General features: G+C 63.4%; 17 protein-coding genes and 3 pseudogenes. 8 read left to right on the top strand and 12 right to left on the bottom strand.

All coding sequences use genetic code 11. The features are described from left to right. Window positions 1–106: 106 nt before the first annotated feature. Together OHA42_RS26035 and OHA42_RS26040 are read left to right on the top strand one after the other, a co-directional pair. The gene (locus OHA42_RS26035) at window positions 107–892 is read left to right on the top strand and encodes an SDR family oxidoreductase (RefSeq protein ID WP_406230462.1); all 786 of its coding nucleotides are present in this window, start codon (window positions 107–109) and stop codon (window positions 890–892) included. A gap of 23 nt (window positions 893–915) precedes the next feature. Beyond that, complete coding sequence (locus tag OHA42_RS26040) at window positions 916–1,272, top strand: nuclear transport factor 2 family protein (protein ID WP_406230463.1); 357 nt, start codon at window positions 916–918, stop codon at window positions 1,270–1,272. 107 nt (window positions 1,273–1,379) lie between these two features. Here the strand turns inward: OHA42_RS26040 and OHA42_RS26045 are convergent, their stop codons facing one another. The 6 genes from OHA42_RS26045 to OHA42_RS26070 all read right to left on the bottom strand — a co-directional run bounded on the left by OHA42_RS26045 (window position 1,380) and on the right by OHA42_RS26070 (window position 10,225). After that, window positions 1,380–3,236, bottom strand: coding sequence for a hypothetical protein (locus OHA42_RS26045; protein ID WP_406230464.1), 1,857 nt, complete (start codon window positions 3,234–3,236; stop codon window positions 1,380–1,382). A 227-nt stretch (window positions 3,237–3,463) separates the two neighbouring features. Then, window positions 3,464–3,793, bottom strand: a complete 330-nt coding sequence (locus OHA42_RS26050; RefSeq protein WP_406230465.1) for a hypothetical protein — start codon at window positions 3,791–3,793, stop codon at window positions 3,464–3,466. A gap of 113 nt (window positions 3,794–3,906) precedes the next feature. Then, complete coding sequence (locus OHA42_RS26055; RefSeq protein ID WP_406230466.1) at window positions 3,907–4,122, bottom strand: hypothetical protein; 216 nt, start codon at window positions 4,120–4,122, stop codon at window positions 3,907–3,909. 549 nt (window positions 4,123–4,671) lie between these two features. Next, window positions 4,672–5,616 (bottom strand): IS3 family transposase, encoded by a 945-nt coding sequence (locus tag OHA42_RS26060; RefSeq protein ID WP_406239607.1) that lies wholly within the window; start codon window positions 5,614–5,616, stop codon window positions 4,672–4,674. Then, window positions 5,529–5,840, bottom strand: coding sequence for a transposase (locus OHA42_RS26065; protein ID WP_406230467.1), 312 nt, complete (start codon window positions 5,838–5,840; stop codon window positions 5,529–5,531). Before OHA42_RS26065 ends, OHA42_RS26060 begins: the two co-directional genes overlap by 88 nt. 287 nt (window positions 5,841–6,127) lie before the next feature. Further along, window positions 6,128–10,225 carry a TIR domain-containing protein gene (locus OHA42_RS26070; RefSeq protein WP_406230468.1) on the bottom strand — a complete coding sequence of 1,366 codons (4,098 nt, stop codon included), beginning with the start codon at window positions 10,223–10,225 and terminating at the stop codon, window positions 6,128–6,130. Window positions 10,226–11,335: 1,110 nt separating this feature from the next. Here OHA42_RS26070 and OHA42_RS26075 point away from each other — a divergent pair. After that, window positions 11,336–11,743 carry a DUF4231 domain-containing protein gene (locus tag OHA42_RS26075; protein WP_406230469.1) on the top strand — a complete coding sequence of 136 codons (408 nt, stop codon included), beginning with the start codon at window positions 11,336–11,338 and terminating at the stop codon, window positions 11,741–11,743. 825 nt (window positions 11,744–12,568) lie between these two features. After that, window positions 12,569–13,561: an NADP-dependent oxidoreductase gene (locus OHA42_RS26080; RefSeq protein ID WP_406230470.1), complete on the top strand. Its 993-nt coding sequence runs from the start codon at window positions 12,569–12,571 to the stop codon at window positions 13,559–13,561. Between the two features lie 40 nt (window positions 13,562–13,601). Here OHA42_RS26080 and OHA42_RS26085 read toward each other — a convergent pair whose 3' ends face one another. Further along, window positions 13,602–14,186, bottom strand: coding sequence for a TetR/AcrR family transcriptional regulator (locus tag OHA42_RS26085; RefSeq protein ID WP_406230471.1), 585 nt, complete (start codon window positions 14,184–14,186; stop codon window positions 13,602–13,604). A 101-nt stretch (window positions 14,187–14,287) separates the two neighbouring features. Here OHA42_RS26085 and OHA42_RS26090 point away from each other — a divergent pair. The 3 genes and pseudogenes from OHA42_RS26090 to OHA42_RS26100 all read left to right on the top strand — a co-directional run bounded on the left by OHA42_RS26090 (window position 14,288) and on the right by OHA42_RS26100 (window position 17,330). Beyond that, window positions 14,288–15,528 (top strand): annotated as a pseudogene (locus OHA42_RS26090) (NADH:flavin oxidoreductase/NADH oxidase family protein). A 43-nt stretch (window positions 15,529–15,571) separates the two neighbouring features. Further along, window positions 15,572–16,405, top strand: coding sequence for an alpha/beta fold hydrolase (locus OHA42_RS26095; protein ID WP_406239609.1), 834 nt, complete (start codon window positions 15,572–15,574; stop codon window positions 16,403–16,405). Between the two features lie 61 nt (window positions 16,406–16,466). Then, complete coding sequence (locus OHA42_RS26100) at window positions 16,467–17,330, top strand: alpha/beta fold hydrolase (protein ID WP_406230472.1); 864 nt, start codon at window positions 16,467–16,469, stop codon at window positions 17,328–17,330. A 263-nt stretch (window positions 17,331–17,593) separates the two neighbouring features. On the opposite strand, the gene OHA42_RS26105 is transcribed toward OHA42_RS26100, so the two are convergent. Further along, window positions 17,594–18,586 carry a LysR family transcriptional regulator gene (locus tag OHA42_RS26105; RefSeq protein WP_406230473.1) on the bottom strand — a complete coding sequence of 331 codons (993 nt, stop codon included), beginning with the start codon at window positions 18,584–18,586 and terminating at the stop codon, window positions 17,594–17,596. Window positions 18,587–18,798: 212 nt separating this feature from the next. On the opposite strand from OHA42_RS26105, the pseudogene OHA42_RS26110 reads away from it, so the two are divergent. After that, window positions 18,799–19,945: pseudogene (locus tag OHA42_RS26110) on the top strand (IS3 family transposase). A 15-nt stretch (window positions 19,946–19,960) separates the two neighbouring features. Here OHA42_RS26110 and OHA42_RS26115 read toward each other — a convergent pair. The 4 genes and pseudogenes from OHA42_RS26115 to OHA42_RS26130 all read right to left on the bottom strand — a co-directional run. Then, window positions 19,961–20,164 (bottom strand): annotated as a pseudogene (locus OHA42_RS26115) (transposase); the annotation flags it as partial. 66 nt (window positions 20,165–20,230) lie between these two features. Then, entirely contained in the window at window positions 20,231–20,701 is a 471-nt protein-coding gene (locus tag OHA42_RS26120; RefSeq protein WP_406230474.1) for a hypothetical protein, read from the bottom strand. A 75-nt stretch (window positions 20,702–20,776) separates the two neighbouring features. Continuing rightward, window positions 20,777–21,130, bottom strand: coding sequence for a hypothetical protein (locus OHA42_RS26125; protein ID WP_406230475.1), 354 nt, complete (start codon window positions 21,128–21,130; stop codon window positions 20,777–20,779). A 767-nt stretch (window positions 21,131–21,897) separates the two neighbouring features. After that, window positions 21,898–22,914, bottom strand: coding sequence for a glycoside hydrolase family 3 N-terminal domain-containing protein (locus OHA42_RS26130; protein WP_406230476.1), 1,017 nt, complete (start codon window positions 22,912–22,914; stop codon window positions 21,898–21,900). Between the last annotated feature and the right edge of the window lie 64 nt (window positions 22,915–22,978).

A 22,978-nucleotide genomic window follows, 5' to 3' on the forward strand; every position in this document is an offset into this window, starting at 1 on the left:
GATGACAACCTCCCGAGTCCCTGCTAATTTCGAAGTTAATAACTTCTATTCTAGTAGTCACTACGTGGGCGAGTCACTGTGCCGCGCCCGGGAAAGGACTATGCACATGACCGAGCCCATCAGCGACTCCCTCGACGGCCGTCGCGCGTTGGTGTCCGGAGGCACCAAGGGCACCGGTGCGGCAATCGCCGCGCGCTTGCGTGAAGCGGGCGCGGCCGTGCTCGTCTCCGCCCGCAGCCGCCCCGAGGACGTCGAGGAGAAGACGTTCATCGCCGCCGATCTGAGCACCGCCGAAGGCGCCGAAGCCGTCGTCATCGAGGCGACCGACCGCTTGGGTGGCATAGACATCCTCGTCAATACCCTGGGCGGATCCGAAGCACCTGCCGGGGGATTCGCCGCACTCGGCGAAGAAGACTGGGCCCGTGAGCTGAACACGAACCTGATGGCTGCCGTCCGCCTGGACCGTGGACTGCTACCGGGAATGATCGAGGCGGGCAGCGGCGTGATCGTGCACGTCACCTCGATCCAGCGCCGCATGCCGCTGTGGAACGGCACCCTCGCCTACGCCGCCGCCAAGGCCGCCCTTGCGACCTACAGCAAGGGCTTGGCCAACGAGGTTGCCCCGCAAGGCATCCGGGTCACCGCCGTCTCCCCTGGATTCACCCAGACCACCGCCGCCGACAACCTGATCGACCGCATCGCCGACGAGGCAGGCATCAGCCGCGACGCCGCCCTCGGAAAGCTCATGGACTCCCTCGGCGGCATCCCCCTCGGGCGACCCAACCGCCCCGAAGAGGTCGCCGAACTAGTCGCCTTCCTCGTCTCCGACCGTGCCGCCTCCATCGTCGGCGCAGAGTACGTCATCGATGGGGGCACGACCCCTACCGCCTGATCCATCACACCGCCGGGAAAACCATGCACAACAACCAAACCCACACCATCACCCTGGAACTGCTACCCCAGGTGATCACCCGCTACCTGAGCGCACACCGCGCTCACGACACCGCCACCGCGCTCACTGCGTTCACCAGCGAAGCCACAGTCGTCGACGACGGCCACGCCTACCACGGCTTCGCCGCCATCCAGCAATGGCTCAGCCACTCGGCCACCGAGTACACCTACACAATCGAGCCCACCGGCGCACGGGCCATAGACGCCACCCACTACGTGGTCACCCAGCACCTCGAAGGCGACTTCCCCGGCGGGACCACAGACCTGCGCTACCAGTTCACCCTCGACGGAAATCGTATCGAACAACTCACAATTGCCTGATCTGCTGTTCAGTGCCGGCAGGCGATCGGGCACATGGAACAGCATTTCGATTGCCCCAGAACATCCGGCAATCGGCAAGTGCGGACATTGCCTGCTGTGATCTCTGTTCAGTTGTCGTAGGACGCGACGCCGACCGGACCTGACCCGATACATAGGTCGAGTCCTGTTGTGCGAGAAGCGATCCGAACTACAGATCCGCCGCCGACGATCCGGACGAACACCGCGTTCAGGCCTTTCCGAACCGGAGCCGCGACAGATTCGCCGTGTTCGAAGGCAACCGTGATCCGCCCATCCCGGTTCGCTAGATAGTTGAGCTGCGCGGTCCACTCGTGCTCGAGCATCGGGCCGTCGAGCAGCAGTTCGACCGGCGCGGTGCCATGGATTCGGTAACCACAGTTCGCCTCTGGTCCTGGGCGAATGCTTCGATTCCACCAGACCGCCGCTTCGACGATCTCGCCGGTGTCGGTGATCATCCGCAGATGTGGCGTCGAGGCAGCGAATGTGCCGGGAGACGCGACGGGCGCCAGCACCCGACTGGCCAGATTCTGGGGATATGCCAGCGGATTCAGGACATTCCATGGCACCTCCTGCTCGAGCAGGGGCGCGTTATCCAGCTCGTCCAGCGCCGACTTCACGTTCGTAACGTAGGTTCTAGTCGGGCCGGCGCGCCACGATCGCACGAATGTGTGCGTGGACCAGAGACTGCTGACGAGGAACACCACCAGCACTGCGCCCGCCGCACGAGGGCCTGGAAGCAGAGTGCGCAGCCGGCCGCGCGATGGTCGCGGCCGGGCACGAAGCACCAGCGCCCCCACCGCCGCCAGCACCACTGCCATGTCGGCGAAGTAACGCAGGGACTGCATGATTTCCGCTGCGGTATTCGGTCCGCTGCGGGCCAGCGCCACCGGTAGCTGGGCCACCAGAATGTACGCCGCTGCCGTCAGCCAGACCGGCACCACCCTGAGCCGGGCAAGCATCGACAGCACCACCACGACACCGAGCGTGCCCCAGGCCGACACCACTGCCCAGCCCGGCGGATCCGCCCACGGTGTCGACGGCAGCCATCGCTCCCAGATCCATGGCCCGCCGAGCAGTGTCGGCACGATGCCCAGTGATGTCGCCCTCGGCAGCAGATTCCGTAGTTCGTCCAAGCTGTTGTGCAGGGCGGAAACGTCGACCACCGTGAGATAACCCATGAACCAACACGCCAGCACCAGGCCGGATCCGGTCCACAGCGCCGCACCACGTCGCGCCACCACCCGAATCGTGGCCGCGCGCCCGTCGACGTATTGAGCAAGTGCAGCAACGGCGAACGCGACGAACGGGACGATCGCCGACTTCTCGAAGTACAGCAGGGCCACCGCAAACGCCACGATCGCCGATATCGCGTATCGATGCCGACCACTGCGGACCAGTAGCACCGCGTCGCCGATCACCCAGGCGAGTGCGAATTGCAGCGGCAGCGCGTTCAAGGCAGCCGCCCACCACGCGAACGCCGGAAGCGTCAACGGACAGAAGAGGTAGAAGAGCAGCGGGACCAGGATCGTCCACCGCGCGCCCACTAACACGATCAGCATGCGCAGTACAGCTACCGATGCCGCGAGTTGCAGGATCAGCAGCGAAACCACCGGTCCGGCCCATGCCAGCGGCGCCACCGCGGTCACCACCCACGCCGTGGCGAATGCCAATGGCATGAAATGCCCATCATGGTTGTACAGCAGCAGATCCGTGGACCACAGCGGGTATCTGTCCGCCCGCCCGACCAGGATGAGATCGTCCCAGTAGAAGTAACCGCGGCTGACTACCCACCAGCGCAATAGCAGTTGCAGCATGATGAGGCATCCGGCTACGACGACTACCGGCCGTGCATCCCGAAGCGTGGCCGAGAATCGAAGCTTCGCCGCCGCCGATGCCGGTCGCGGGCCGTGCTCGGACTCCGGCGGGGCGGCCGCAACGGTGTCCATGACATCCCACCGTAGCGGCGGTCGGGTCGGTGGGTGCGCGCGGTTGGCCGCGGCGTTTCCCTCGGGATCGGTGCACCCCAGCCACGATCCACCTCGATGCGCGGGAGTCGACGTCGTACAGAATCGCCGGACGCACCGTTTCCAACCGCTCGTCGCGCAAACACCACGCATGGACCGACACTGCTGACACATCCCGGCAATCCGTGCCCTTGATGTCGCTGCGTCCATCAGCACCCGGCTGCGGACTCCTCTACCGCATCGAGCCCCAGCGAGAACACGCCACGCCGATCACCGTGCGCAACCAGGATCCGGGTGATCTCACGATGGCGCCGCACTGCGGTCTCCAACCGCTGTAGTGAATCTCCGGCCAACGCTGCGGTATCGGACGACCGAACGATGGTGTCCAGTTCAGCCGAGGAAAGCACTGTTCCGCAGGCCGCCGCCTCGACCGCGACCGCGCGCGCGGGATGCGCGAGCGCAATCGGGGCCGATCCGATGGCCGCCGCAGCGAATGCCGAGCTGACGAGTCCGAGGACGCTCATACGATTAAGAGGCATGAGCCGCCGCTTAAGTGCCACCGTGACGGCGGATCGGCTACAGCGCAGTTGCGGCCTGCGGGGTCCAGACGGGGTCGCGCATGGTCAGAGTAGGCCCGCTCGATGCGCCAGGTCTACAGCCGCTCGGGACGTCGACCATGGTGTCGCGCGGGTGGGGCAGATCGGTAGCTGTGTCCGGGTGGTGGTATGCGCCGTAGCTCCGAAAGCGGCGGTAGGACGATGGTGTCGGCGTTCGGGTCGGCGCGTAGAGCGCGGATGAACCCATCGACAGTGAATCCGGCCGCGAGGACCTCTGCGAGCAACCGCGCGGCGGCGTTCGTCGAATCCATGCGCTACACAGTTCCATAAGCGCGTTCACCGCAAACAGGAAAACGCCTACCTGACACGAGAATTCGGCAATTCGGACAATTTTGGTAACAGTTTGGCAAACCCACTGCCGAAGGGGTCTCGCTGTTCTAGTCTCGGCATCGCCTCACGCTTCCACAGCGAAGACCCACTGCGTCTGGGCGTGGAACTGGAACCCGTTGTCCCCGAATGCCATTACCGCCAATGCTTCTCCCTCGCAGGCGACCGCCTCGGCGATACCTCGAGCGCGATTCCTCGATCCAGCCCAACGAATTCGAGATCGTTACCCACCCCATGCCGTGTCACCATGCCATCGAGGAGTCCCGTGGCGGCTGCTGGGTGAGCTCGACGAGTTGGGGTGTGAGACCGACACCAACGTCGGGTTGCATGTCCATGCCAGTCGTGACGGATTCGCTTCCTCCGCTCACATCTATCGCTGGATGAAGATGCTCGCGCCGGCGGAGTTCAACCGAACTCGGGGCAGTCCCGATCAACGAAGCCAAATGATCTGGCCCCCGCTGGTCGGTCCGCTCTTACGAGAGTTGAGGGGTTGGTTGGGTGTCGAGCCACAGCGTCTCATACTCGCTGGGGCTGAGGTGGCCGAGGTAGGAGTGGCGGCGTTCGGTGTTGTAGAAGTTGTCGATCCAGTCGGCCATCGCGATCGTCAACTCGAGCGTTGTCGACCATTTCCTGGTGTTGAGAAGTTCGGTTTGCATCCGTCCCCAAAACGACTCCATCGCTGCGTTATCGAAGCAATCGCCGATAGTTCCGAAGGATGGCAGTAGCCGATGCCGTCGAAGATTTTCACCGAACGACCACGAGGTGAATTGCGTTCCGTGATCGGCATGCAGGATCAAGCCTGTGGTAGTGGTGCGTTCTGTCATCGCCATGTTGACTGCGTTGTTGACCAGGACGGTATCGGCGATGGTGGAGAATGCTCGTCCGACGATCTTCTTGCTGAAACAATCCAGCACAGCGCAGCAATAGACTTTTCCGTCTCTCGCGGGATGTTCGGTGATGTCGGTGCACCACAGCTCATTGGGGCGAGCGGCGCTGAAGGCGCGGTTCACCAGGTCCGCGGGAGTGCTCACTCCGAGCATCGGGTGGCCGCGACGTTTGCGTCTGGGCAGGCCGAAGATGCCGCGCTCGGCCATGATCGAGGCCACGAGTTTGTGGTTGACGATCATCTCGCACTCGGCCAGCAGCGCGGCCTTGATCCGACGCTTGCCGTAGGTTCCGCGCGACTGGGCATGAATCCGGGAGATCTCGTCGGCCACCACGATTCTACGAATCTTCCGAGTGGACAACGGTTGTCGCTGGTGCCGTAAGAAGGTGGATCGGTTCACACCGGAAACCCGGCAGGCCGACCGTCCCGAATATCCGAGCGCGATCAGCCCTTCGACGACCGCGATCCGCCTTTTGGGGACGCCACCGCCTGCGCATCGAACAATTCGCAGGCGTCGCGGGTGAGTTTCAATTCGGCTTCCAGAGCGGCAATCCGCTTCTTCGTTGAGGCCAGCTCGTCGGCCTCCACGCTCGGAACGCCTTCTCGGACTCCTGCATCGACGAGCACCTGCGCCTTCCAGCGGAACAGTGTGGCCGGCGAGATCCCTGTCTCCTCCGCTATCCGGGCGACGGGCTCGCGGGCTCGCAGCCGAGCACACACCTGCCGGCGCACAGACGGCGGAAAGGATTTCGGCATCGTGACCTCCTGCGGTCAGTCTGCCTCAACTCTCGAAACTGCGGATCCCGGAGCGGGGGCCAGATCAGCTGGACCTGCTCAAAGGGCTCCAGTCAGCTTGTCCAGCCGGGCGCTGTCAACGGATGTCGGGATGTGGCTTGTCGCAAAGTTGGTGGCGCCCCGAGGATTTGGAGCTTGTGGGTCGCAGTCGATCATGGCTTGGGTGTGCTGATCTTGATCTGAGAGTTCTGCTTCCGGGTACTGATCCTCATCGGGATAACGGTGTCACGCGTCGGCGACAGACTCGATCAATCGGGGCTGATCGGCAGACCGGGACAAAGCTCGACGTAGGGCTGGTTCGGTATACGTATCCATTCAGCCCAATCCCGATGGCTCATATTGGATGTGAGTTTGGCGCACAGTTTCTTCGGGTCGGCCTCGAAGACAGGCCACACTCGCACGGTGGTATCCCAGCTTCCGGAGGCGGCCAGCATTCCGTCCGGGCTGAACGCCACGCTCACTATCACGTTGGTGTGGCCGGTCATCGGCTCGCCGAGTTGCTGTCCGGACTCGACGTCCCACAACCGCACGGTCTTGTCGTGGCTACCGGACACGAGCCGCTTCCCGTCCGGACTGAAAGCAACACTTCCCACTGCGCCGCCGTGTCCGACCATGGGCTCGCCGAGCGGTCGTCCGGACTCGACATCCCACGCCCGCAGTGTGTTGTCACCCCTGCCGATGACGAATCGCTTCCCGTCGGGACTGAATGCCATGCTGGTCGCAAACTGACCGTCGTTATCCAGCGGTACAACCGTTTGCCCGGATTCGACATCCCGCAACCGCACCGTTTTGTCGAGGCCGACGGTCGCGACCCGCTTGCCGTCCGAACTGAAGACCGTACTTTCCACATCGACCTTGTCTCCGGTCGCCAGTTCCCTGACTCTTCGGCCGGATTCGGCGTCCCAGAACAGCAACTTCGTGTCGGAACTGGCGACGACACGCTTACCGTCCGAACTGAACACCGCGTTCGGCGTATCGTTGCCGAGACCGATAATCGGTGCCCCGATCGGCTGGCCGGTGTCGATATCCCACAACCGCATCGTCCCGTCGTAGGAGACGGAGACGACTTTCCTGCCGTCGGGGCTGAAGGTCACATGTTTCACAGCTTTGGTGTGGCCGACCAGCGGATCCCCTATCGGTTGCCCCGACCCGGCATCCCACAACCGCACCGTCCCGTCTGAGCTGCCGGAGGCGATACGCTTGCCGTCCGGGCTGAACACCGCACTTGCGACGATATCGTCGTGGCCGGTCAGTGGCTGCCCGAAAAGATACCCCCGCCCCGTATCCCATAACCGCACGGTTCCGTCGACGCTGCCGGAGACCAACCGCTTGCCGTCCGGACTGAAGGCCACGTTCAGCACGCCGGCTGTGTGGCCGATCAGTGGCTCTCCGAGCAATCGCCCCGACTCGGTATCCCACAGTCGTAGGATCCCGCCCCAGTCGCCGGTGACGACCGACCGCCCATCGGGACTGAACGCCACACTCGACACGTAGTCGGTGTGACCCGTCAACGGGTCACCGATGGGCCGGCCGGTTTCGGTATCCCACAACCGGGCCGTCCTGTCGGAGCTGCCCGAGACGACACGCCGGCCGTCCGGACTGAACGCCACACGCCGCACGATGGAGGTGTGGCCGATGAGCGGCTGGCCCATCGGCTGCCCGGTTTCGGCATCCCACAACCGCACCGTCGCGTCGAAACTACCGGAGACGACACGCCGACCGTCCGGAGTGAACGCCACACTGTCTACGGCGCTGGTGTGGCCGATCAGCGGCCGGCCGATCGGTTGTCCGGTTTCGGCATCCCACAACCGCACTGTCTTGTCCTCACCGCCGGTGACGATCCGCCGACCGTCCGGGCTGATGGCCACAGCGCCCTGAAGGCCGATATCGACATTCAACGGCTGGCCGATCGGTTGTCCGGATGCCACATCCCACACCCGCAGCGGCCCGCCCAGCCCATCGACCGTGACGGCTCGATGCCCATCCGGGCTCAACCGTTTGAACTGGCGCCCTTGCAGGAACCTGTCGGTGCTGGTAATCCGCGGCTGCTCGACTAGTTTGCCGGACTCGACATCCCAGATCCCCAACTTCACACCCAGGTCGCTGGTCACGACCCGACGCCCATCTGGACTGAACGTCACATCCCAGACTTCCGAACCGGTGTTTACGATCTTGGCTGTCTGTCGCCGCCCATACAAGGCTCCGATGAGCGCGCCCGCTGTCTCGGGGCTCGGTGCCAGAGTTCGTGCTGCGAGAATCTCTTGTAGTGCTCGAATGTCCCCACCGGATCGGCGCTGCTCGAGCATGGCCTGAGCTTCGGCGACCAATTGCCGCCCGACCGCCTCGCGGGTGCGGGCCTCGGCCTGAACACTCGCGGCCTTCGCCTGATTGCTCGCGGTGCCGGCCTGCCAGAACCCGACTCCGGCCAGCCCTGCCACCACGACGGCGACGACCAGCAATGCCGTCAGCGCCTGAGCTCGGCGACGCAATGCCGTGAGGCGGTCCTGTTGGCGATGACGGGACGCGTGCAGGAATTCCCGGACGGGCTGGAGGCGTCGCCGATATGCCGTTTTCGCCGCGAGGGTTTCGGCTTCGGCCAGTCGAGATCCTTCCAACAGCCAGGACTCGTCGCGACCGTTGCGCTCCCAGCTGTCGGCGGCACGCTCGAGCCGGTCGGCTGCCTTGAGGTCGTCCGATTGCTCGCGGAGCCATGCGGCCAGCGAGTCCCACTGCCGCAGCAGACTTTCCAATGCCACCTCGACGACCACTTCGCCGTCGCGGCGGTCCTTGACCAACAGTCGCTTGTCCACGAGCCCATCGATCAGTTGATGGGCCTCTTCGGGGAGCTCGTCCCAGCGGGCGATGCGGCGCATCGGCTGATCGGTGTCGGGATCGACGGTCGCCAACGCCGGGATGAACGCCGAACGCAGCACCTTCAGCTGACGCAGCCGGATATGCGGATCGGCGGCCAGCAGCGATTCGATCTCGGTGTGAACCACCCGGTCGATACCGCCCATCGCGCTGTAGTTCTCGACGGTGAGTACTCCGCTCGTGGCGTAGTCGTCGTAGAGTCGCGATAGCGTCAATGCCAGCAGCGGCAGGGTGTCGGCGCCGTGATCGCCGTCGGTCAGGAGTCGATCCACCAGTTCCGGTTCGATGCGCAGCTGCGCACTGTTGTCGGCACGGGCTGCGGGGGCAGTGATGATCTCCTTGAACTGGGTCCGCGGCAACGGCTCGAGCGCATCGAAAACGAAGCGCGGCACAGCCTTCAGCTGCTCGGCATTCTGAAGTTGCTCGTAGCAATCGGTGCGGATGGTGACCGCCACTTTGATCGAGACGTGCTGCGCGCCCGCGTCTTCCGGCTCGGCGACCAGCAACCCGAGCAGCGTCAGGAATTGCTCGCCCTGTGCCCCGGCGTCGGCGACGAACAGCTCTTCGGCCTGATCGATGGGGAGCAACAATGTCGGCGCGGGTGTGTCGGGTTCGTCGGACGGCCACCTCTCTCGCGCGGCGTGCTGGATCTGGACGAGCAATTCACGTACGCGATCGACATCGGGCAGCGCGGATTTGATCTCCCCGAGTGTCGGGGTTGTCAGTCCGAGACGAGTGCGAGTGGAGTGCAGGACCGCGGCCAGGCCGTGCGCACCGGTGAGCGCACGACGTTCGGGACGCATGATGTCCAGCACGAGGAAGTGTCGATCCTCCCGAGCCAGCCGCGGTAACAATCCCGCGCGCAGGAACGACGATTTCCCCGTCCCGGACGCGCCCAGCACCACGAACATCGCCTCGCCGCTGATCGACCGCATCCGCCGGACAGCTTCCAGACCCGCCTTGATCTGAACATCGCGCCCGAAATATACGGCGGCGTCCACGGCGTCGAAAGGACGCCAACCCCGGTACGGAGAGCGATCCGGATCCTCCGCGGGCGGCCACGGATAGTTTTCAGCGCCAATCCCTGCATCGCCCAAGCCATCCAACAACCTGTACAAACCCTCGGTCTGCCATCGCATCGGCTCGCTGACCCCATCGACCGGGACCTCGGTGACCGGATCTTCGCCGAACAGGTCGCACCGTTGCCATTCACGAGTCGGATCCGGATCGGTAATCGGTTCCAGTCGAGCAACAAAAATTCGCTTGCCCAGATTCACCGCCGTCAGGTATTCGGCAACGCACTCGGTTGAGGTGTGCCAGTCCCGTGACGTAAGGCAGATCACCGCGTCGCAGCGCGCCAAGGCTCGACGCAGGGCATCCCGCCACCGCACGCCCTGGCCGATCCCGGAATTCCTGTCCAGATCCAGGAAGATGTTGTTCGCCAATGCGGGCCGCTGGTCGACCAGCCATCGCATGAGTGCTACAGCCTGCACACTGTTCCGACTCGAATGACTCAAGAACAGTCGCATCATCGTACCTTCCTTGTTGGAGAGACTATCTCGCGCTGCCAACGCTACCTGCCAGCGGACGGCGAATGATGGCTCTGTCGCGGAAGTTATTGGCGCCCTGAGGATTGGGAGTTTGGCGGGTATTAGTCGATCACGGTTCCGGTGTGCTGAACTTGATCTGAGAGTTCGGCTTTCGCATCTGGTCGACCTGAGCATCGAGCAGGTCACTCGGCGCCGGGCGACCTTACGGATCGATGCCAGCGTCACCGCGCCTGATCGCCCCGTCCGGCATGCACTGGCTGGTCGGTTCGGGTGCACAGTCGCTACCAGCGGTGCCTGTTCGATGCTGCGATCGGTGGGACCGAGACACTGATTCGCCTGCGGGCCCAGCCAGTTTCGCGACACCAGGCACACAATGGCCTCGCAACGTTCGTTGGCCGCGCGCAGCGCGTCTTTCCAACGTTGCCCGGCCCAGATCCCGGTCTCGGGATCGATGTCCAGGAATAAGATCTCCCGGCCAGGTCCGGCTGCTGTTCAACCAGCCACTGCTGCACCGAGATCGCCCACCCGCTTTCACGATCGGAATGGCTGATGAACACCCGCGACACGACGATCGGCCCCTCGCTCGGCGCTACCCCCACGCCCGCGCCCTGCCGCCCGCGCCGAACCCTGACCGAGAAACTGTTCGTACCAACCGGACCCACCGTGTCCGATGCCGTCGAACCGTTCGTGTGGCAGAGATCGTGAGCTGGACACGAAGATTAGGAGGGACCGTAGATCCGATTGCACCCGAGAACTGTTCGGGCGAGCTGGAAACCGCATGTCACCGCCTGCCCTGCCGTCGCTGGGGCTGTTGGATGCATCGCGATGGTGCGCGTGGATGCAGCCTCCTACCTGCCGGAGTGCCGATAGTAGTCGCGCGAAACAACGAGAATGACGTAATACCTTGGGACGTAATACGTTGGGAGGGGGACCTGACGACGGAGGACGAGAGGTTCCGCCTCGGCGCCGCACTGCCGACCGTGCTATCCCTAGCATGTGGAGGCAACTACGCGAGCCCGGTCGATCGAGGATCTGGTGCGGGAACGGCTGGAAGACCAGCTGAACTACTACCGATCTCGAAGCCGTACAGCAAAAACAGCCTACCTGAGGGTGAAACTGGTGCAGATCGTGATCGGGGCGGCAGTCCCGGTCCTTGCGGCCTCGGGCGTGACAGGCTGGGTGACCGCGGCGGTAGCGGCGGTCCCTGTGGTGGCCGAAGGTATCCAGCAACTGTTCCAGTGGCACAGCACGTGGCTACGCTGCCGATCCACAGCCGAGGCATTGAAAACGGAGAAATTTCTCTATATAACCGAAGCTGGCCCCTACGCTGAGGGCAGCCGGTCGACCCTGCTCGCAGAACGGATCACCAGGATCACGGGCAAAGAGACCGACGACTGGGCCGAATCCAACAAAAGCGAGTTCGAGAAGCAGAAGAAGTCTTGACCGGACTCCGCGGGCGCTGCCGAAACCGAGGTGCCGCTTCAGGTCCGCGCCGGTCGGGTTTGTGTTGCTCAGGTCAGTCGTGGGCAGGCAAGTCGGGGCGAGATCTGGCAGGTGCGTTGCCAGCTGTTCCCTCGAGATGTCTCGACAGCCGATCGCCGTCAAAGCGGCCTGGACGTCGACTGGTAGTGCGAGCGGTTTTGTGTCGCAGGCAGTTACGGGTGCCTGGGTACGCACGAATGCGGCTAGGACCGCGTACATGGTTGCATGATCGGATGGGGAGTTGTTTGCGAGGTGCGCCGATCCCGTTTGCTGAGCTGGTTGTCTTCACCGTTGTCTTCTCGGTTATGCCCGCATTGAGCGTCGCCCAGAGTTCTCTCGATCTCATTCCAGTGCGGGAATCTGGGGCGGGTAGCGGATGACGGTGCGTTGGTAGCCCGCCGTTACCGTTTCAATGGAGCCCTCGGGCGGGGCACGTTACAGATAGGAACGGTCGTGACCAGCAGGTTTGGGCCGGACAGCTGATTGTTGAAGCCGAATTCGAGTTATCGCCTGAGCGGTAGGACTGATCAGCCCGTGCTGCGCGTCGGTTGCCGACGGGCGGCACGGGACGCCCACCGGCACGCGCGGCTTGACGATCAGCCCCGTCGGGTCAGATGGAAGAGGTTAGGCTGAAGCGTTGTCGCGTCCGGGTCGAAGAGCTGCTGGTTGATTTCTTGGCCGTGGTTCATCGAACCTTCGGGCGGCACCTCAGCGTGGCGTCATCAACAGTGGCAAAGCTGTTCCTCGGCCATCACACTCGCATTGTTCGAGAGAGGGCAGTCTGACATGAAGGCGTTCCTTGTCGAGTCCTACGGTAAGGGTGGACTACGGGCGGCAGACGTTCCTGAGCCAACGGTAGGTCCGCGTGATGTTCTGGTCCAGGTTCGCGGCGCCAGTATCAACCCGCTGGACAAGATGGTTCGTAACGGCGAGTTCAAGCAGCTGCTGAAGTACAGGCTTCCGTTCATTCTGGGGCATGATGTCTCCGGTGTTGTGAAGGAAGTCGGCGCGGACGTTCGTGGATTCCAGATGGGCGATGAAGTCTATTCTCGGCCGAGGGATCTCAGGATCGGCACCTTCGCCGAATTTATCGCGATCGACGAAGACGATGTAGCGCTCAAACCGCGATCGCTTTCGTTCGAAGAGGCCGCTGCGGTCCCGCTGGTTGCTCTGGCCTCCTGGCAGCTGCTAGTCGATCTCGCACACGTCGAGCCGGGTCAAAAAGTCCTCGTCCATGCCGGTGCGGGCGGCCTCGGCTCGACCGTTATCCAGGTCGCCAAGTATCTGGGCGCGTATGTGGCCACTACTGTGAGCACCGGCGATGTCGAGAAGGCGCGCCTCTTGGGCGCGGATGAGGTGATCGATTACACCAAACAGGATTTCGCTGAGATCCTGGCGGGATATGACGTCGTCCTCGACTCTCTCGGGGGTGCCAAACTGGAGAAGTCCTTAACGGTGCTCAGGAGCGGCGGGCTCGCAATCAGCGTGGTCGGCCCGCCCGACTCGTCCTTCGCAAGACAACTCGGCCGACCCATCCTTGCCCCTGTTATGGCGCTGTTGAGCCTCGAGATTCGCTGGAAGGCGAAGAAGCTGAAAGTGCGATACGCCTTCTTCTTTATGGAGGCCAATGGCGCACGCCTCGCGGAACTGGCCGCACTCTATGACAATGGAACCTTGCGACCGGTTCTCGACCGCACATTCCCGTTCGATCAGACTCTCGAGGCCATGGCCTACGTTGAGCAGGGGCACGCCAAGGGGAAGATCGTCGTCAAGCATTGAGTGTTGAGGGTCCCGGGCACTGTCTGAGCTTGCGGCGGGGTCAGGCGGGGTCGTCGAGGATGCGAAGGGCATTGTGAATTCCGGTGTCGAGTACCTGGTCGGACAGTGCGGGATCGCTGATGGCTCGGGCGAGTTGCAGGGACGTGACCAGGATGCTGAACAGGCCCAATGCCGTCTGGAGTCGGTTCGTGTCCGATCGTCCGGGGGGTAGATGCGCGGCTATCTCCTGGACGATCGACTGTGCGCCCTCGGAATAGGCGTCCCTGACTGTGGCGTCGCACCGACCGATTTCACTCAGCAGCGCCGCGGTCGGGCAGCCGCCCGTGTGGTCGTCTCGGTGTTCGGTAGACAGATAGCCACGGATGTAGTCCTCCAGCGATTCCCGATCGGCCGGTAACGCGCCGATACTGGCACGCTGCCGTTCGAGCTGATCGGTGACGACATTCGCGACCAGGTCGCTCTTGGAACCGAAGTGCGCGTAGAACGCGCCATTGGTGAGGTCCGCATCTGACATCACCGCGGCGATTCCCGAGCCGTCGATACCGTGCTGCTTGAGTCGCCGACCGGCCGCCTCGATAATGCGCCGACGCGTCTCGGCCTTGTGCTCCACGCCGTATCTGGCCATGGAACTCACCTCCACCTGTCTCGTCTGCCCGTCCTCGACGATTGTAGTACAGTCATAATAGTATGATCGTAATTTCAAGGGGGCCGAGTTGGGAGGCTGGAATGAACGCCCTGCATGAACCGATCGAGTTGCCCGGTGGCCTGGTGCTGCCCAACCGGATCATGAAGGCCGCGATGAGTGAGGCGCTGGCAGATGCGCGCCACGCCCCCGACGAACGTTTGGTGCGGCTATACGACCGTTGGAGTCATGGCGGCTACGGGTTGCTCATCACCGGCAATGTCATGGTCGACCGCGCACAGTTAGGGGAAACGTCGTGATCGAAGATGACCGGAACCTGGCGCCGTTGTCCCGGTGGGTCAAGTCCACTCACGATGCGGGCGTGCCGATCTGGGCGCAGCTCAATCATCCTGGGCGGCAGTCAAACCCGGGGCCATCGGCCATCGGCCATACTCCGGTTGCACCCAGTGCGGTGCCCATTAGCCTGCCGGGCTCGCCCACGCCGCGCGCCCTGACCGGTACCGAGATCGAGAGCATCATCGAGCGATTCGCGACCGCAGCAGCGGTCTGCGAAGCGGCGGGATTCGACGGCGTTCAGATCCACGGTGCGCACGGCTATCTCGTCACCCAGTTCCTCTCGCCGTTGACCAACCTGCGCGAGGACGAATGGGGTGGCGACAGTCGGCGCAGGATGCGTTTCCTGCTCGAAGTGATCCGCCGCATCCGGGCCCGTGTCTCGCCGGGGTTCGCGGTGAGCGTGAACTCGGCCGATTTTCAGCGAGGCGGATTCAGCGAGGACGACTCACGCGAGATCGTGCGTGCCCTGGCAGGCGAGGCCGTCGACTTGATCGAGATCAGCGGCGGGAACTACGAGTCGCCGGCCATGTCGGGATCGGCTGCGGCCAGTACCCGTGCCCGCGAAGCCTACTTTCTCGACTACGCACGCAGCGTGCGCAAGGCCGCGGGACAGGTACCGCTGGCGGTGACCGGTGGGTTCCGGTCCCAGGAGGCCATGGCGCAAGCAGTCAAGTCGGGAGACTGCGATGTGGTGGGGCTGGCTCGCCCGACGGTGACCATGCCCGACGCTGCGGATGCCATCCTGTCCGGTCGGATCGGCGTGCTTCCGACACACGAACTCAGGACCGGAATGCGCAGCCTGATAAGCAGATTCGTCGATGTCAAAGCTCTCGACGGCGTGCTCAACATCAGCTGGAACACCGATCAGCTACACCGCCTCGGCGCCGGACTCGATCCCGACCCGGACCGCGGTCGCCTTGTCACCACCCTGGCAATGCTCAAACGCAACGGGACGACGACGCTGCGCCCAACACGCGGAATCCGATGACGCGATGAACCCCGAACCACATACCAGCGCGGAAAGGCCCACCATGCTCACCTGGAAAGACACGCCGACCAAGACGATCGACGTCGACTCAGTGCCGTTCGCGTACCGAGAACTCGGTGTCGAGTCCGACGTGCCCGTCGTGTTCCTGCACCATCTCACTGCCGTGCTCGACGACTGGGATCCCCGGGTGATCGACGGTATCGCGGCACATCACCGCGTGATCACCTTCGACAACCGTGGTGTCGGAGCCTCCGGATCTGCCGTCCCGGATACCATCGAACGGATGGCCGACGACGCGATCGCGTTCATCCGCGCGCTCGGGTTGGAGAAGGTGGACCTGGTCGGATTCTCCCTCGGCGGTGGCGTCGCCCAGTTGGTTGCGCTTCAAGCGCCGGATCTGGTCCGGCGAATGATCTTGGCCGGTACCGGACCACGCGGTGGCGGCGGTATCGGCAAGATGCGCACGATCGTCGCCATCGCCTATACCAAGGCGTTCCTGTCGCGCAAGGACCCACGAGAGTTTCTGTTCTTCCCCCGCACAGCCGAAGGCAAGCAAGCCGCATCCGCCTACCTCGCCCGACTCCAGGAGCGAACCTTCGACCGCGACAAGAAGATCTCGACGCAGGCCGGGCTGGCCCAGCTCGAGGCGATCGTCAACGGCGGCAAGGCCGCACCCGACGATCTGTCACAGATCACGGTGCCCGTCCTGGTCGCCAACGGCGACGACGACCTCATGGTGGCGAGCAGCCTGTCGGCGGACATGGCGCGCCGACTCCCCAACGCGGAACTGAAAATCTACCCGCGATCCGGACACGGCGGGATATTTCAGCATCACTCGACCTTCGTTCCCGACGCACTTCGGTTCCTCGCCGACTGAGCTACTGCTCGGCGGTATCGAATCTTTTCCCCCGCACCGACTTCGAAGAAACGAGGACATCATGAGCACTACCAGCGACGACCCCATCATCACGTCCTACGCCGAGGCGCCGACTCGTACCGTGATCGCCGATGGCACCACGTACGCCTATCGTGAGCTGGGCCCCAAGGGCAGTATCCCGGTGGTGTTCTTCGTGCACCTCGCGGCGACCCTGGATAATTGGGATCCGCGAATAATCGACCCGATCGCCAAGACCCGTCACGTGATCGCCTTCGACAACAAGGGGGTGGGAGCGTCCACCGGCAAGGTGCCCGCCACCATCGAGGAGGCCGCCGATGATGCCTACACGTTCATCACAGCGTTGGGGTTCGACAAGATCGATGTGTTCGCGTTCTCGATGGGCGCCATGATCGCCCAGGATCTGACGCTCGAGCATCCCGGGCTGGTGCGCAAGCTCGTCCTGACCGGGACCGGTCCGCGTGGCGGCAAGGATATGGACAAGGTCGCCGGCGTCACCTACTGGGACATGTTGCGGGCCACGGTGACCCGTTCGGATCCCAAGGAGTTCCTGTTCTTCAACCGCGACGCAGTGGGTAAGCGTGCTGGTAAGGAGTTCGTGCGCCGCCTCGAGGAACGCACCACCGATCGCGACAAAGACATCAAGATCAGTGCCTTCCGATCCCAACTCGCGGCGATCAAGGCCTTCGGTCGGTCAACGCCATCGGATCTGTCGAAGATCACCCAACCCACGCTTATCGCCAACGGCGACCACGACCGCATGGTGCCCTCTGTGCTGTCCGAAGACCTGCATCGGCGCATCGCGGGATCGGAACTGATCATCTACCCCAACTCCGGCCACGGCGGCATCTTCCAATACCACGAGCAGTTCGCACCGATTGCCGCGGAATTCCTCGCGGAGAGCTAGGCGCCGGTGCGCTGTTTGACCTGAGCATTTTCAGTGTGCGCGAAATCGCGGATGAACGGCGAATGGTGTCCCTGAGGATTCGAACCTGCGACGCCAAAAAACCGCCCTGGGCTGTGGAAACGCGGTGGCAGGTTTGTGCCCTCGGCAGGGCACGCAAAACATGGGCAACCGGAAAACGCCTGGTCATCGTAGGTGCTTATCCCGTACGATGTTCGACGCCCAGCTTCTCGACCGACCCGAACTCATGGGCTGAAACTCGGGCTTCATGAGTTGCTGCCGCGGGATCCGGCCGATGCGACCGAATGGTCTGCTGCTTCGTCCTCCGCATCTGGAATCTGCAAATGACAGCCAGTGAGGATGGCGGCTGTGGCCAGGTCTTTGATGAGGTCGGTTTCGGCGGATCGGCGCCAGATCAGGGCCCAACGGGCGGGTGGTACATCGGGCATGGGGATGTAGGTGACGTCGGGTCTGGAGTAGTAGCGGGCGGCGTGGGCGTGCACCGGGGTGATGGCCTTGCCCGCCGCTACGAGCAATATCAGGTCTTGGAAGTTGGCGGCGTGGGCGGTGCGGAGGATGGGGCGGCCGCTGGGGGTGAAGTAGGGAACGGCGGCGGCGGTCCAGTAGTCGGGGGGCAGGTTGACCGGGTCGGATGGGGGCACTCCGAAGACGCCGTAGTCGGCCAGATCCTCGTATGAGGCCGATTCACGTTGTGCCAGTGGGTGATCCGCACCAACGAGTAGCATGAACGGTTCCTCATAGAGAGTCGGGCCCACCACCAGATCGGGCTCCTCGATGGGAAGCCAGCTCACCAGTGCATCGATGTCGTCGCCACGCAGAGCGCCGAAGGGGTTGCCGAAGTGGACGTGCTCGATGTGCAAGGTGCAGTGGGGATGCTGGGATTGGAAGGTGTTCAACAGGGGGCGGACGTTGCCGAGGTTGCTACTGGTGATTCCCAGCCGCAGTATGCCTGCGTCGCCGTAGCGGGCTGAGCGGGCCGCCCGGCCCAGGCTGGCCCGCAGGTCACGATAGTTGGTCTGCAAGTCGTCACGCAGCTGTCGTCCGATCGGTGTCAATGTCACTGTGCGACTGGATCTTTCGAAGAGTTTGCCGCCGATGCGACGTTCCAGTTTCGCGATCACCTGACTGACCCGGGCTGGTGAGAGGTGCAACCCCTCGGCGGTCCGGCCGAAATGCAACTCGGCGGACAACATCAGAAAGATCTCGATGTCGCGCAGATCCAGATCGCGCAGGTCCATGCGGTTTTCCTATCAATCACGGTGGCTTACCGCATTATAAGCAGTTCGCCGTTGATGAATTCTCACCGCGAACCGAGGCTGAAACCTCGACAACCTTTGAGAAGACGGGACTGCTGCACGGATAGGTGATGGCCTGTCCCCAGTGAATGAGGCCGTCTGGTTTTAGAGTCCTTTGTTGGCCCTGGTCAGGGCTGGAAGGGACACTGAAGGACATGGCAGGACGTAAGCGGCATTCCGCAGAGGACATCGTGGGAGAAGCTGCGCCGTGCCGACGAGCTGGCCGCGGCCGGTCAGACAGGCGAGCAGATCGCCGCTGATCTCGGAGTATCGGCGGCCACGTTGTATAACTGGCGCCGTCAATACGGGGGCGTGGACACCGACGCTGCGAAAGAGCTCAAAGAGCTGCGGGAGCAGAACGCCCGGTTGAAGCGGCTCTAGGCCGATGCGGAGTTGGAGAAAGACGCGCTGCGGGAAATCGCTCGGGGAAAATTCTGAGCCCAGCGGCCAAGCGACAGGCCGTCGACATGCTCCAGCAGGTGAAGTGCATGTCGGAACGGTTCGCCTGCAAGGTAGTTGGGCTCAATAGATCCACCTATCGGCGGCTGCCGGCCGCGCAGACCCCAGACGATCCGGATGCCGGTTTGCGGGCCTGGCTGCGTTCCTATGCCACGAAGCACCCGTGTCACGGATTCCGGCGGGCGTGGGCGGCGTTGCGGTTCGACGAGGGCAGCGACGTGAACAAGAAACGGGTCCATCGGCTCTGGCGCGAAGAAGGGTCACAGGTCCGCGCCCACTCGCCACGGAAGCGGGCCGGGCAATCGTCGGTGCCGCTGATCGGCGCGGACGCACCAAAAGTGGTGTGGGCATTGGATTTCCAGTTCGACTCCACAGTCGACGGACGGGCGGTGAAGATCGCATCGATGGTCGATGAACACACCCGCGAATCCTTGCTGCACCTGACCGAACGCTCGATCACCGCGCAGCGCCTGGTCGCCGAACTGGAGCGGGTGTTCGCCACCACCGGCCGCGCCACCGAAGGTGCTGCGGATGGACAACGGACCGGAGATGATTTCCCATGCGCTGCAACAGTTCTGCGCTGACCGGGTCGGGATCGTCTACATCCCTCCCGGAACACCGTGGAACAACGGCTATATCGAGTCGTTCAACCGGCGGCTGCGCCATGAATGCCTCAACCGAAACCACTGGAACAGCCTGCTCGAAGCCCGCGTCGTGATCGGTGATTTCAAAACCGACCACAACCGGAGGCACCGGCATTCGGCGCTGGGTTATCTGACCCCGGCCGAGTACGCTGCCCGCTGCGGCCACATCCACCACCCACTGGCCTGCGACATCAACTGAAACGGATCGAACACCCCGGACTCTATTCCCGGGTGGTCGCATCATCGGGGACCGGTCAGTACCGGGTCGCAGTCCGCGGTCGATCTCGTCTTGACGGACCCATTTCGACAGCGTCACTGGATGAATGCCTAGCTCGACGGCTGTCTGCTTGGCTTGTCTGCCTGCGCGTACCAGCGCGACTGCTCGCGCACGGAACTCGGGAGGGTAGGAGCGGGGCACGGCGTTCAGCCTTTCGTAAAGGCTGTCAGTTAGCCACTGGAACTGGAACCCAAGGGGTGGGGCAGGTCAAACTGTCACCTGATCGTGCAGCAGTCCCATGCGCCGCAAATCACCCCAATTATGATGATGCGTATTGCAGCACTCCGGAGTCAGAAACACCCGACGCGCCACATTCCGCTCTCCCAGAAGGAAACCCGGGCACAACACCTCATAGGACCTATTGTGAGCCAGCACGTCATAGCGCGGGCTCAGCACCACACCGGGCAACGGCTCCAAATGATCCAAAATCACCTGAAGCTCTTCCGGCAGAGCGGTTCCCGCATGCGCGGTCGGCACCGTCGGCACATCAGCGAGCCGGTACAGATGCGCCTTCTCCGCGGCATCCAGCGACAGCGTACGAGCCACCGCATTCAACACCTGCACACTGACATTGATTTGGCGTCCCTGTTCCAGCCAGGAGAACCCCGGAAAGGAGTGCAATGAGCAACGTCGCCCCAGAAGCACAAAGACGCAGTTCAGGCGAAGTTTCCGCGTCATTTCACTCCGAAGTTTGACATATAGCCCACTTAACGCGCCACGACCTCTCAGCAGAGGCGCGCACCCCATCCTCTGTCAGTCGGTGAGTTGGTATGTCGCGAAGATGCCTTTGTGGTCGCTGCCCCACTGCGCTGGCGAGGCGAGGAAATTGTCCTGGGTTGGTTCTTGCGGTCGGGTACCACGCACGATGGACCCGCGCGGGCCGATCATGCCCACGGCAGACAGGCACAGCGCGGCACCATGAGCGAAGATGTAGTCAACGCGGTCGCGTTCGTCGGCCTCAGGAGCCCAGGCGAGCTCGGAGACCTCCACATCGACGTTGTCCGAGGGCCAGGTGAGTCCGGGATGGGTGGCCGGGTCCGGATACATCGATCGGTAGGCATCGATGAAACCGGCTTGTTGCAGGCGTCGAGTGGTCTCCCACGCCAACACCACACCGTTGTGCCGGAATTACGTGAAGGAGGCGCGTCCTGGAACACCCTCGGCAAGCCGCCGATACGAACCGCCATCCGTGCACGAACGCTGACCGATGTCACTGACTGCACCAAATAGAGCTGGGCCACTGCCCAATTCATCGGATCGCCTGTTAATACGCCATTATCTGACACGACCGATGACGTGTCCGTGTACCACACCGGATCGCTGGTTATGAGCACCGCCGGGCGGATCGGCATAGATGGCACCTCCGGTGGCTTCGACGTCGACACCATCACGACCACATGGGATCTGCGCTTCCACGACCACGAGCCGACGATGCACCACTTCCCTTCGGACTGGATGCACACCACGAGGTTGCCGCGCACCCAAATCCACCAGCGCGATCCCCGCGCTACGGCTGAGCGGCTCATTCTCCACCGGCGAGTTCTCGGTGGACCTGGCCGGATGGCTGGGATCGGTCGGCCACAACTGGGGAACTCAACATGCCCAGCGCCGGATCTGGCTGCAGAGTAGCAGTTTTCGAGAAACCAAGCCATCTGGCTCGACATTGTGATCAGCCGCGTCCGGCTCGGTCCGATCACCACACCCTGACATCCTTCGGCTGGTTGTCGAGGAGCAATCGCTCATCAGGCGAAGACCCCGTGCCGGGAGGTGCTGGTCCTCACGGGAGGCGCCAAGCACCATCCAAAGGGGCGCGCAGCTCGCGGCAGGGCTGGCGCCGCGAGCACCGTGTCCCCTTACAGACGGTGTGTGGCGCATCAGTTTCGGCCGGAGCCGGCCAAGTCGGCGGTGTGCCGTACGCGTTCGGCCGCCTCGGCCAACCGGATGCCGAACGCCGGATCGAGTTGGGCTTGCCGAGCAATGTCGTGAGCGATCTCGATGAGTTCGGGTCCGCCGGGCAGAAGTAGTAGGTCTGCCCCAGCTTCGAGGCTTGCCAGCACTGTGTCGCGAAGCGAGCGCCCGCGGGTTGTGCTGGGAGTGTCGAGGTCGTCGGTCACGATGAGACCTTGGAAACCAAGGTCGCGGCGAAGTATTCCGACGGTCTTGGCGGACGTCGACGCAGGTTCATCCGGATCGATCGCGTTCACGACGACCGGCCCAGTCATAATTGCACGAACTCCGGCCGCGATGACCTTGCCGAATGGCAGTAGGTCGGCATCGACCGTGTGCTGGTTGTCCAGCACTGTATCGCGCAGGGCGGGGTCGTCGGCGAGTTCGGGGTGGCCGGGAAAGTGTTTCGCGACCGCCATGACGCCCGCGCCCTGCACACCGGTGACGAACGCGGCGGCGATACGCCCCACCTGTTCGTGCCCGTAGTCAAGGGTTCGCCCTTGCAGCCACGGATTGGCACCGCTGAGCACATCGAGGACCGGCGAAAGGAACACGTTCACGCCCAGCCGACGCGCGGCGGCGCCCACGGCCGCCGCCGCTGCGGAGATCTCCTCATCCGAGAGGTTCGCGAGCTCGTCCTTGTCCGGGAACACAGGTACTAGACCGTGCAGTCGTGCGATCCCCCACGGCTCCTGATCGACCGCGAGAAGCGGCAGTCCGTCAGTGCTACGTTCGACGTCCGCGGCGAATGCAGTGAAGGTTTCGACCGATTCGCCGTCGTGCCGATCGGCTGACATCGCGCGGGCCACATACTCATCGCGACTCTCGCCCACCAGAACCGAACGCGTCCCCTGCTCCAACAGGCGCCGCAGCCAGGGATCAACCTCGAAATCTGACACTACCGGTAGCAGGACAGCGTGCGCGTCACGCTCGAACTCAGTCACGATCGACCTCTTCCCATTCAACGCGAAGCGGGGCGACAGTTGCCACCCAGCCCGCTGCGGTATC

The sequence above is a fragment of the Nocardia sp. NBC_01009 genome, from assembly GCF_045208035.1.
Classification (GTDB): Bacteria; Actinomycetota; Actinomycetes; order Mycobacteriales; family Mycobacteriaceae; genus Nocardia.